We start from the raw sequence: 11815 nt of genomic DNA on the forward strand, positions 1-11815 counted from the left end.
GGCACACCGCTGCTCATCGACGCCCCGCCCGCATGCGGCGAGACTCGGCCCTGCTTCGCCGCTCCGCCTTCCCCAACGACTCCGAACGGAAAGACCCCTCATGTCTTCGCTGCGCCGCCGCCTGACCCCCTTCTTCGCCGCGGCCCTGGCCGCCTGGCTGCTCGCGGCCCCGCCCGCCGCCCGCGCGGCCGACGACGAGGTGGTGGTGTTCGCCGCCGCGAGCCTGACCGACGTGCTGCAGGCGATCGCGCGGCAGGGCGGCTTCACCGGCATCCGGTTCTCGTTCGCGTCGAGTTCGACGCTGGCGCGGCAGATCGAGCAGGGCGCCACCGCGCAGATCTTCGTCAGCGCCGACGAGCCCTGGATGGACGCCGTCGGCAAGGCCGGCCGCATCCTGCCCGGCACGCGGCGCGACTGGGTCGGCAACCGGCTGGCGCTGGTGGCGCCGGGCGGCGCCGAGCCCACGGCCCCGCCGGAGACGGCCGAGGCGGTGACCCGCCTGCTGCGCGCCGCGTTGGCCGGCCAGGACAGCCGCATCGCCACCGGCGACCCGGCCCACGTGCCGGCCGGCAAGTACGCGCAGGCCGCGCTCGGCACGCTCGGCCTCTGGGCCGAGACCGAGCCCCGCCTCGCGCGCGCCGACAACGTGCGTTCCGCGCTCGCCTTCGTGGAACGCGGCGAGGCCCCGCTCGGCATCACCTACCGCACCGACGCGTTGGCCTCGCGCAAGGTACAGGTCGTCGCGCTGTTCCCCGCCGACAGCCATCCGCCGATCCGCTACCCCGCCGCGCTGCTGACCGGCGCCGGGCCGGCTGCCCAGCGCTTCTACGAGCACCTGTTCGGCGCCGAAGCGCGCACGCTGCTGAAGGCCGCCGGCTTCTCGGCGCCCTGATCGCGGCGCCCTGGGGAACGCGCCGGTCTGGCACAGTCGAGGCCCGTTCCGACTGCCCCCGCCCACGCCGGCGGCGACCCGTTGACCCCGCTCGAACTCCAGGCCCTGTGGCTCAGCCTGCAGGTCGCGGCCAGCGCGACCGCGCTGACGCTGCCCGTGGCGCTGCTGCTCGCGCTCGCGCTGGCGCGTGGCCGCTGGCGCGGCAAGGCGCTGCTCGAGGCCGCGGTGAACCTGCCGCTGGTGCTGCCGCCGGTGGTGATCGGCTACGCGCTGCTGGTGGGCCTCGGCCGGCACGGGCCGCTCGGCCGCTGGCTCAACGACTGGTTCGGCATCACCTTCGTGTTCACCTTCCGCGGCGCCGTGCTGGCCGCCGCGGTGATGGCGCTGCCGCTGATGGTGCGCGCCGTGCGGCAGGCGCTCGAAGCGGTGGATCGCGGCCTCGAGGACGCCGCACGCACGCTCGGCGCCTCGCGGCTCGACGCCTTCGCGAGCGTGACGCTGCCGCTGGCGGCGCCGGGGCTGCTGTCGGGCGCGGTGCTGGGCTTCGCGGCCTCGCTGGGCGAGTTCGGCGCCACCATCACCTTCGTCTCCAACGTGCCGGGGCAGACACAGACACTGCCGCTGGCAATCTACAGCGCGCTGCAGAGCGCCGACGGCGAGGCCGCCGCGCTGCGCCTGGTGGCCTGCTCGGTGCTGCTGGCGCTCGCCGCGCTGGCGCTGGCGCAGTGGGGTCACCGGCGGGTCGCCGGCTGGCTGGGGCAGCGATGAGCCTGCTGATCGACGTGAGCGTGGCGCGCGGCGACAACGGCGTGGCGGCACGCATCGACGTGCCGCCCCAGGGCATCACGGCGCTGATCGGACGCAGCGGCGCCGGCAAGAGCACGCTGCTGCAGGCGGCCGCCGGGCTGCTGCGGCCATCGACCGGGCGCGTCGCGATCGACGGGGCGACGCTGTTCGATGCCGCGTCCGGCACCGATCTGGCCCCCGGGGCACGGCGTCTCGGCGTCGTGTTCCAGGACGGTCGCCTGTTCCCGCACCGCGACGTGCGCGCCAACCTGCTCTACGGCGCCAAGCGCGCGCCGGCCAGCGCCAACGGACCGGCGCTCGACGAGGTGGTCGCGCTGCTCGGCCTCGCGCCGCTGCTGGCGCGGCGCCCCCACCAGCTCTCGGGCGGCGAGCGCCAGCGCGTCGCGCTCGGTCGCGCGCTGCTCGGCAAACCCCGCGCGCTGCTGATGGACGAGCCGCTCGCCTCGCTCGACCCGCCGCGCCGGCAAGAACTGCTCGGCTACCTGGCCGCGCTGCCGGCGCGGCTGAACCTGCCCATCCTCTACGTCACGCACCAGATGGACGAGGTGATGCGGCTGGCCGACCGCGTGGTGCTGCTGGCCGACGGCCGGGTGGCCGCCGAGGGGCCGGCGCTCGAGCTGCTGTCGGACCTGACACTGGGCCCGCTGGTCGGTCGTTTCGAGGCCGGCAGCGTGCTGGCCGGCACCGTGGCCGAGCAACTGGAGGACTGGCAGCTCACCACCGTGATGGTCGCCGGCCAGCGCGTGACGGTGCCGCAGGTGGCCGCCACGCCCGGCGCCGCGGTGCGGCTGCGCATCCGCGCGCGCGACGTGGCGCTGCAGCGCGAGGTGCTGGCGTCGAGCGCCAGCAACCAGCTCGCCGGCACGGTGCTGCGCGTGATCGAGCGCGAGGCGCCCTACGCGGCGGTGGAGCTCGCGCTGAGCATGGGCGCCGCGCCGGGCGAGCGGCTGTGGGCGCTGGTGACGCAGCGCTCGGTGCATGCCCTTGCGGTGGCGCCGGGGCAGCCGATGGTGGCAAGCTTCAAGGCGGTGGCGGTCGAAGGGCGCGCCGCCGCGGTCCACACGGAAAGGGAGTCCCCGGTCTCATGAGCAGCGCCCTGCGGGTCCTGAGCGTCAACGTCGCGACGACGCGCGTGCTGGAGGTCGGCGAGAACCGCCGCGTCATGAGCGCGATCGGCAAGCGCGGCGTGAGCGGCGAGGTGACCGTCGGCCGGCTCGGGCTCGCCGGCGACGAGCAGGCCGACCCCACCGTGCATGGCGGCATCGACAAGGCCGTCTACGCCTACCCGAGCGAGCACTACGCGTTCTGGCAGACGGTGCGTGCGCAAGCCCGCGTCGCGCCGTGGGACGAGCCGCTGCCGCACGGCTTCATGGGCGAGAACCTCACGCTCGCTGGCCTGCTGGAAGGCCAGGTGTGGATCGGCGACGTGCTGCGCTTCCCGCATTGCGAGCTGGCGGTCGCCGCGCCGCGCCAGCCCTGCTACAAATTCAACGCGGTGATGGGCTTCAACCAGGCCACGAAGATGATGCTGCAGTCGGGCTACTGCGGTTACTACCTCGCGGTGCGCGTGCCGGGCACGATCGCCGCCGGCGAGGTGGGCGAGTTGCAGCCGGGTCCGCGCGAGGTCGGCATTCCCGAGCTGTTCCGCGCGGTGATGGGAAAGCACCGCCGCGGCTGACGCGCGAAGGCGCGTCGCCCGGCGCGCGACAATCGGGTCATGCTCGCCTACCGACACGCCTTCCATGCGGGCAACCATGCCGACGTCCTGAAACACAGCGTGCTGACGCAGGTGCTGCGCCACATGGCGCAGAAGGACAAGCCCTACCGCCTGATCGACACCCATGCCGGTGCCGGCGGCTACTCGCTGGGCACGCCCGAGGCGCTGAAGAAGGGCGAGTTCGAGCACGGCATCGCGCGCCTGATGGACCGCAGCGATCTGCCGCCGCTGGTGGCCGACTACGTGCAGCTGGTGCGCGACTTCAACCCCGACGGCGGCCTGGGCCGCTACCCCGGCTCGCCCGAGTTCGAACGCCGGCTGCTGCGTCCGCACGACGAGCTGCGCCTGTTCGAACTGCACCCCGCCGACCTGCGCACACTCGCCGCCCATCACGCCGACCGGCCGCACACCGAGGTGCACCACGAAGATGGCTTCACCGGCCTGCGCGGCCAGCTGCCACCGCCTTCGCGCCGAGCAGTGGTGCTGATCGATCCGTCCTACGAGCTGAAGGCCGACTACGGCCGGCTCGTCGCCACCGTGCGCGAGGCGCTGCAACGCTTCGCGGAAGCCGTGATCCTGGTCTGGTACCCGCAGGTCAGCCGGCTGGAGGCCGCGCAGCTGCCCAAGCGCCTGCAGAACCTGGCGCCCAAGGGCTGGCTGCATGCGCGGCTCACTGTGCAACCGCTCGACGTGCAGGGCTTCGGCCTGGCCGGCAGCGGCATGGTGGTGATCAACCCGCCCTGGACGCTGCACGCTCAGCTGCGCGACACGCTGCCCTACCTGGCCCAGGCGCTGGCGCAGGTCGACACCCCGAGCCACCTGCTCGAACAGCGCGCGGCCTGAGCGCCGTCGCGCGGTCGTTGCGCCGATCGCCGCCAGCGGGCGGCGGCAGAGACCGGCAATGCCGTCGAAGTCTCTTGAATAATGCGAATGATTCGCATTAAAATGGCGTGTTCAGACTTCGGCACCCCCGCCGAGGCTTCAGCGCACCGGCTCCGCCCGAGGCGCCTTTTCTCCGGTCCTGCGGGCCACAAGACTTCTCATGAGCGCTGGTTTTCCTCCTATGCCGAACGGCGTCGCGCCCCCACCGCTGCCTACCGCCTCGTCGGAGGGCCTGACGCCGGGCGCTCGGCGCGGTCTGGTGCTGGGCGTGCTGGCGGCGCACGTCGCCGGCGGCTGGGGCCTGCTGCAGATCGATTCGGTGCGCGAGGCGGTGCAGGCGGCCGCGCCGATCATGGTCGACCTGATCGCGCCGCCGGCCCCGCCGGTGCCGATCCCGCCGCCACCCCCCCCGCCGCCGCCGCGGCCGATCCCCAAGACGCCGCCCCCGCCCGCGCCGATCATCGTCAGCGAACGGGTGCCGACGCCGGAACCGCCGGTGTTCGTCGCGCCCCCGCCGCCGCCCGAGCCGCCCGTCATCGTGGCGGTCGAACCGCCGCCGGCCCCGCCCGCGCCACCGGCCCCGCCGCCGCAACCGCGCACCGTGGCGATCACGCAGGTCGAGTACCTGACGCCACCGAATCTGGTCTACCCGACCGCATCGAAGCGGCTCAACGAGTCGGGCCGCGTGCATGTGCGCGTGCTGGTCGACGACCAGGGCCTGCCGCGCCAGATGATCCTGCAGCGCGCCTCGGGCTTCTCGCGCCTCGACGACGCCGCGATCGCCACCGTGAAGGCGACGCGCTTCAAGCCCTACACCGAAAACGGCGTGGCCCAGCCTTTCTGGGTCGTGATGCCCCTGGTCTTTGAAATGGAGAGATGACCGTGACCGACGTGAACACTTCGATGGGCTTCGCCCACTTCATCGCGCAGAGCGACATCGTCGGCAAGTCGCTGCTGGCCATCCTGGTGGCCATGTCGGCGATCTCCTGGACGCTGATCGTCGTCAAGGGCCTGGGCCAGCTGCTGCGCACGCGCCGCAGCGAGAAGTTCCTGAACTTCTTCTGGAATGCGCGCTCGCTCGAGGAGGTGAGCGCCGAGATCACGACCCATGGCGTGCAGGAGCCGTTCGCGCACCTGACCGCGCACGCGATGAACGCGCAGGCCCATCACGCCAAGTACGGCGCGGCCAAGCTGGAGGAAGCGGGCACCGCGCAGGACTTCGTCACCCGCACCATCAAGAAGGTGCTCGACGAGGAGACCACGCGGCTCGAGAACGGTCTGACCTGGCTCGCGACGATCGGCGCCACTGCGCCCTTCGTCGGCCTGTTCGGCACGGTCTGGGGCGTGTACCACGCGCTGGTGGCGATCGGCATGAGCGGCTCGGGCACGCTCGACAAGGTGGCCGGCCCGGTGGGCGAGGCGCTCATCATGACCGGCATCGGTCTCGCGGTCGCGATCCCCGCGGTGATGGCCTACAACGCCATCACGCGCAGCAACCGCGTGCTCAATGCCAAGCTCGACGCCTTCGCCTTCGAGCTGATGACTTTCCTGTCGATGGGTTCGCCGCTGGCCGATGCCGCGAAGAACGGCAGCGACAACGTGCGCACCATGCCCGGCAAGCTGACGCCGGCCACGCGCGGCGCCTGAGCCGCCTCTTCCCGTTCATTCACGCAGGAGCAAGCCCGCCATGGCCTTTGCCAGCTTCGACCGCAAGTCCTCGTCCGCCCCGGTGTCCGAGATCAACATGGTGCCGCTGATCGACGTGATGCTGGTGCTGCTGGTGATCTTCATCGTCACCGCGCCGCTGCTCACCCATGCCGTCAAGCTCGACCTGCCGAAGGCGAGCAGCCAGGTCAACGAGCTCAAGCCCGACAAGATCGAGTTCGCGATCGACGGCGCCGGCGTCCGTTTCTGGAACGGCGAGACGGTGACCCGCGAGGAAGCCGCGCAGCGCTTCGCCGATGCGGGCCAGAAGCAGCCGCAGCCCGAGGTGCACCTGCGCGCCGACCAGGCCGTGGCCTACCGCTACGTCGCGGAGACGCTGGCGGATGCTTCGAAGGCCGGGCTCAGCAAGGTCGGCTTCGTCAGCGAGCCCGACGCGCGCTGACGGCGCAGCGCGATCGCCCGAGAACGAAGGCCGCCGCGTGCGGCCTTCGTCACGTCGGGGGCCGCGATCGTCCTTGGCCGACGACGTGCGCCGCCGACACCCGCCTCGGCTTTACAAAGCGGCCACAATCGCGCCCCATTGCTTAACCGACCTGCCTGCAGACTAGCGGCTCGTTCGCCACCGGCACGCGCCGGACGCGGCACAGACACCTCACGACCCCGGCCCGCCTTCCCATGACCGCCTCCCCCGACACCGCATCGCGCCCCCGCTGGCGCCGCTTTCTCGCGAACCGAGCCGTGTGGGCGCTGCTGGCGCTGCTGCTGATCATCGGCGGCGGCTACATGGTCTGGCGTCTGGTCTATGGCCAGCCGAGCCTGCGCGAGCAGTACCAGTTCGCGACGGTGCAGCGCGCCGACATCCAGGATCTGGTGACGGCGACCGGCACCGTGCAACCGCGCGACTATGTCGACGTCGGCGCACAGGTCTCCGGACAGTTGAAACGGCTGCACGTCGAGGTCGGTTCGATCGTGAAGGCCGGCGACCTGCTGGCCGAGATCGACCCGACGGTGCTGACCGCCACCGTCGACGCGCGCCGCGCCGGCCTGCGCAACCAGCGCGCGACGCTGGCGGAGCGTGAATCGCAGTACGCGCTGGCGCAGCTGCTGCTGAGCCGGCAGCGCAACCTGATGAAGGACGACGCGACCACCACCGAGTCGCTGCAGCAGGCCGAAGCGACGTCGCGTGCCGCGAAGGCGCAGATCGACGCGATCAAGGCCACCATCGAGCAGACCGAGTCGACGCTGCGGGCCGACGAGGCCAACCTCAACTACGCCAAGATCTACGCGCCGCTGGCCGGCACGGTGGTGAGCGTCACCGCGCGCCAGGGCCAGACCCTCAACGCCAACCAGTCGGCACCGACCATCCTGCGCATCGCCGACCTGTCGACGATGACGGTACAGACCCAGGTGTCGGAGGCCGACGTCAGCAAGCTGCGGCAGGACATGACGGTCTATTTCACGACGCTGGGCAGCCAGGGCCGGCGCTGGTACGGCACGCTGCGCAAGGTGGAGCCGACGCCGACCGTGACCAACAACGTGGTGCTCTACAACGCGCTGTTCGACGTGCCCAACAACAACCAGGCGCTGATGACCAACATGACCGCGCAGGTCTTCTTCATCGCGGCCGAAGCCAAGGACGCGCTGGTCGTGCCGGTCGCGGCGATCGGCAGCAGCAGCGGCGGTGCCGGACGGGCCGGTGGGGCGCGCCGCGAGCGCGGCGAGACGGAGCGCGCCGCTTCGGCGCCGGCTGAAGGCGCCAGCGTCGGCGAGCGCGGCGCCTCGAGCACGAGTGCCCCGATGACCCGCGCCGCCGAGACCGCAGAGGCGTCCCGCTCGGCACCGTCGCGCGGCGGTCCGCTGCCCGAGCGTTTCGCCAACATGAGCCGCGAAGAACGCCGTGCCGCTTTCGAGGCGATGTCCCCCGAAGAACGTCAGGCCCTGCGCGAACAACGGCAAGCGACGGGCGGACGGGCCGGCGGCGACGCCGCGCGTGCACCGGCTGCGGCCGCATCGGCCGCGCCATCGTCCGCTGTCCGCGCCGCGGTGCCCAGGGTGCCATCGGCGGCCCGCGCCGCGTCCGCTGCGGCCCCCTCCGCTGCCAGCGGCCCGACCATCCCCGCCACCGGCGGCTTCGCGACGATCGAACGGCCGCGCGGCACGCGCCGCTCGACCGTCAAGGTGCTGACGCCCGCCGGCACGCTGGAAGAACGCAGCGTCGAGCTCGGCGTGAGCAACCGCGTGCAGGTGCAGGTGCTGTCCGGCCTGAACGAGGGCGAGCAGGTGGTCGCGGGCATCAAGCAACAGCAAACGTCGGCTTCGACGCAGCGCGCCGCGGGGCAGCAAGGCGGTGGCCTGCAGCAGGCGCCGGCCGGCATGCCGCCGGGCATGGGACAGGCGCCGCGAGGCCGCTGATGCAGCGCGACCCCGAACCTGCCGTCGCCACCGCCGGTCTGCGCGCCGGCGAGACACCGCTGATCGAGCTGCGCGGCGTCACCAAGACCTACCGCAACGGCGACCTCGCGGTGCAGGTGCTGCACGGCATCGACCTGACGATCTACGAGGGCGAGTTCGTCGCCATCATGGGCGCGTCGGGCTCGGGCAAGTCGACGCTGATGAACATCCTGGGCTGCCTCGACAAGCCCACCACCGGCAGCTACCGCTTCCTCGGCCGCGACGTCTCCTCGCTGGACCGCGACGAGCTCGCGCTGCTGCGGCGCGACGACTTCGGCTTCGTGTTCCAGAGCTACAACCTGATCGCGACCGCCAACGCAGCCGAGAACGTCGAGGTGCCGGCCATGTACTCCGGGCTGCCGCCGGCGCAGCGGCACGAGCGTGCGAAGGCGCTGCTCGGCGAGCTGGGCCTGGCCGACCGCCTGGAACACCGGCCCAACCAGCTGTCGGGCGGGCAGCAGCAGCGCGTGTCGATCTCGCGCGCGCTGATGAACGGCGGCCGCATCATCCTCGCCGACGAGCCGACCGGCGCGCTCGACAGCAAGAGCGGCGCCGACGTGATGAAGCTGCTGGCCGACCTGTCGGCACGTGGTCACACGGTGCTGCTGATCACGCACGCGAAGGAAGTGGCCGACCACGCCGACCGGCTGATCGAGATCAAGGACGGCCGCATCGTCGCCGACCCCGGCTCGGCGCCGCCGTCGCCGGAGCAGGCCGACTACGCGCCGCCGACGGTCACGCACGAAGGCTCGCACCTGGCCGACGTGGTGGAGGCCGCGAAGATGGCGCTGCGATCGCTGCGCGCCAACCTGTTCCGCTCGGTGCTCACGCTGCTGGGCATCGTGATCGGCGTCGGCTCGGTGATCGCGATGCTGGCGATCGGCGACGGCGCGAAGCAGGAGGTCATCAACCGCATCAGCGCGATGGGCTCGAACCTGATGCTGGTGCGCCCCGGTGCGCCCAACCAGCGCGGCTTCAACAGCACCGCGACGCTGGTGGTCGCCGACGTGGCCGCGATCGACCAGGTCCCCAACGTGCTGGCCGCCGTGCCCGAGCAGAACAGCAGCGCGACGCTGCGCTACAGCGGCGCCGACTACAGCACCAGCATCAACGGCACCTCGTCGAAGTTCCCGCTGGCACGGCAATGGCCGGTGGCCCAGGGCAGCTTCTTCAGCGCCGAGGACGAGGCGAGCTATGCCACCGTGGCGGTGCTGGGCCAGACCGTCGCGAAGGCGCTGTTCCCCGACGGCGGCGATCCGGTGGGCCAGTACGTGCTGGTCAACAACCTGCTGTTCCAGGTGGTCGGCGTGATGACGGCGCGCGGTGCGTCGCCGATGGGCTCGGACCAGGACGACATCGTGTTCGTGCCGTACGCGACCAGCAGCCTGCGGCTGTCGGGCCAGCGCTTCCTGCGCAACGTGACGGTGGCGGTCGAGGACGTGGGGCGCATCGACGAGACCCAGGAGGCCGTGGAGTCGCTGCTGCTCGACCGCCATGGCGTGATCGACTTCCAGATCCGCAACATGGCCTCGATCATCGAGGCCACCGAGCAGACGCAGAACACGCTGACCATCCTGCTCGGCTCGATCGCGGCGATCTCGCTGCTGGTGGGCGGCATCGGCGTGATGAACATCATGCTGGTGTCGGTGACCGAGCGCACCCGCGAGATCGGCATCCGCATGGCCACCGGCGCGCGCGAACGCAACATCATGCAGCAGTTCCTGATCGAGGCGATGGTGGTGTCGGCGATCGGCGGTGCGGTCGGCGTGGTCGGCGGGCTGGCCACGGCCGCAACGATCGGCGCCTTCGGCACGCCCATCCAGTACTCGCTCGCGCCGGTGCTGCTGGCCTTCGGTTGTGCCTTCGGCACCGGCCTGGTGTTCGGCTGGTTGCCCGCGCGCAAGGCCGCGCAGCTCGACCCGGTGGTCGCGCTGGCCGCCGAATGAACACCCTCTCCCGCCCCATGTCCACGATCCTTTCCCGACCCGCGCCGCGCGTGCGCGCCACCGCCCTGCTGATCGCACTGGCGCTCGCCGGCTGCGCCACGGCGATCGACACCACGCGGCCCACGCTGGACCTGCCGCCGCAGTGGAACGAGGCCACGACCGCCGCCGGCGCGCAGTTGCAGCGCGACTGGTGGCGCGGCTTCCAGTCCGACGAGCTGGCGCAGCTGATCGACGCCGCCCAGGCCGGCAGCCCGACGCTGGCGATCGCCGCCGAGCGCGTGCAACAGGCCGAGATCGCGGTGCGCAGTGCCGGCGCGACGCTGTTCCCGTCGGTCAGCGTCAGCGGCAGTTCCGGCGCCCGGCGTTCCGACCCCGGCCCGGGGTTCGACGCGAGCACCGCCAAGTCGTCGAGCGTGTCGCTCGGCGTCAGCTACGAGATCGACCTGTGGGGCCGGCTCGCCGCGGGCGTGAAGGGCGCCGAGGCCTCGCTGGCGGCCAGCCGCTACGACCTCGAGACCGCCCGGCTGTCGCTGACCACCGGCGTGGCCAGCGCCTATTTCCAGGTGCTCGCGCTGCGCATGCGCCTGGAGATCGCGCGCGACAACCTGGCCATCGCCGAGCGCGTGTTCGGCATCGTCGAGTCCCGCTACCGCAATGGCGCGGCCTCCGCGCTGGACGTGAGCCGCCAGCGCATCACGGTGCTGTCGCAGCGCGCGACGCTGGAGCCGCTGGAAGTGCAGGAGCGCCAGACCGTCACCGCACTGGCCATCCTGCTCGGCCGCCCGCCGCAGGCGCTGCAGGTCGAGGCCCGCAGCTTCGAGCGCTTCACGATCCCCGAGGTCGGCGCCGGCCTGCCGTCCGAGCTGCTGGTGCGCCGCCCCGACCTGGCCAGCGCTGAGGCGCAGCTCGCCGCGGCCGATGCCGATGTCGCGGCCGCCCGTGCCGCATTGCTGCCCAGCGTGTCGCTGTCGGGCTCGGCCGGATTGGCCAGCACGGCGCTGCTGTCACTGGCCAACCCGTCCTCCAGCATCGGACTGAGCGCTTCGATCGTCCAGACGCTGTTCGACGGCGGGCGCCTGCGCAACCAGGTGGCGCTCGGCGAATCGGCGCGCCGTCAACTCGTCGAGAGCTACCGCGGCGCGATCTACACCTCGCTGAAGGAGGTGGAGGACGCGCTCGGCAACGCGGTGCGCAACCGCGGCCAGGAGCAGGCCCAGCTGGCGATCCGCGACGAGGCGCAGCGGTCGCTGCGCCTGGCCGAGCTGCGCTACCGGGAGGGTGCCGACGACCTGACCAGCGTGCTGGACGCGCAACGCACGCTGTTCTCGTCGATCGACCAGCTGGCGCAACTGCGGCTGGCGCGGCTGACTTCGGCGCTGGATCTGTTCAAGGCGCTGGGGGGTGGGTGGTCCATGAGTGATCGCCAACTTACAGAATGAAACTCTGAAAGTGGCC

Annotated in this window: 11 protein-coding genes; all 11 read left to right on the plus strand. The window is 72.0% G+C overall.

What is annotated here, in order from left to right:
* Positions 1-100: 100 nt before the first annotated feature.
* The 11 genes from modA (at position 101) to ASC67_RS10340 (ending at position 11799) form a co-directional block, all read left to right on the plus strand.
* A complete protein-coding gene (gene modA, locus ASC67_RS10290) occupies positions 101-892 on the plus strand; it encodes a molybdate ABC transporter substrate-binding protein (protein WP_056319167.1) in 792 nt (263 codons plus the stop codon).
* Positions 893-973: 81 nt separating this feature from the next.
* Positions 974-1660 carry a molybdate ABC transporter permease subunit gene (gene modB / locus ASC67_RS10295; protein ID WP_056319172.1) on the plus strand — a complete coding sequence of 229 codons (687 nt, stop codon included), beginning with the start codon at positions 974-976 and terminating at the stop codon, positions 1658-1660.
* The gene (gene modC, locus ASC67_RS10300) at positions 1657-2787 is read left to right on the plus strand and encodes a molybdenum ABC transporter ATP-binding protein (protein ID WP_056319176.1); all 1131 of its coding nucleotides are present in this window, start codon (positions 1657-1659) and stop codon (positions 2785-2787) included. The genes modB and modC overlap by 4 nt, the downstream gene beginning before the upstream one ends.
* A complete protein-coding gene (locus ASC67_RS10305) occupies positions 2784-3377 on the plus strand; it encodes an MOSC domain-containing protein (protein ID WP_056319179.1) in 594 nt (197 codons plus the stop codon). The genes modC and ASC67_RS10305 overlap by 4 nt, the downstream gene beginning before the upstream one ends.
* Positions 3378-3416: 39 nt before the next feature.
* Complete coding sequence (locus ASC67_RS10310) at positions 3417-4259, plus strand: 23S rRNA (adenine(2030)-N(6))-methyltransferase RlmJ (protein ID WP_056319184.1); 843 nt, start codon at positions 3417-3419, stop codon at positions 4257-4259.
* A gap of 199 nt (positions 4260-4458) precedes the next feature.
* Entirely contained in the window at positions 4459-5178 is a 720-nt protein-coding gene (locus tag ASC67_RS10315; protein WP_056319187.1) for an energy transducer TonB, read from the plus strand.
* 23 nt (positions 5179-5201) lie between these two features.
* On the plus strand, positions 5202-5945 hold the full coding sequence (locus tag ASC67_RS10320; protein WP_056320759.1) for a MotA/TolQ/ExbB proton channel family protein: 744 nt from the start codon (positions 5202-5204) through the stop codon (positions 5943-5945).
* A 40-nt stretch (positions 5946-5985) separates the two neighbouring features.
* Positions 5986-6405 carry a biopolymer transporter ExbD gene (locus tag ASC67_RS10325; protein ID WP_011831293.1) on the plus strand — a complete coding sequence of 140 codons (420 nt, stop codon included), beginning with the start codon at positions 5986-5988 and terminating at the stop codon, positions 6403-6405.
* A gap of 233 nt (positions 6406-6638) precedes the next feature.
* Positions 6639-8375, plus strand: a complete 1737-nt coding sequence (locus ASC67_RS10330) for an efflux RND transporter periplasmic adaptor subunit (protein WP_056319190.1) — start codon at positions 6639-6641, stop codon at positions 8373-8375.
* A complete protein-coding gene (locus ASC67_RS10335) occupies positions 8375-10360 on the plus strand; it encodes a MacB family efflux pump subunit (RefSeq protein WP_056319194.1) in 1986 nt (661 codons plus the stop codon). The genes ASC67_RS10330 and ASC67_RS10335 overlap by 1 nt, the downstream gene beginning before the upstream one ends.
* Before the next feature lie 17 nt (positions 10361-10377).
* Positions 10378-11799, plus strand: coding sequence for an efflux transporter outer membrane subunit (locus ASC67_RS10340; RefSeq protein ID WP_056319197.1), 1422 nt, complete (start codon positions 10378-10380; stop codon positions 11797-11799).
* The last annotated feature ends 16 nt before the right edge of the window (positions 11800-11815 follow it).

The sequence above is a fragment of the Methylibium sp. Root1272 genome (assembly GCF_001425905.1).
Classification (GTDB): Bacteria; Pseudomonadota; Gammaproteobacteria; order Burkholderiales; family Burkholderiaceae_C; genus Methylibium.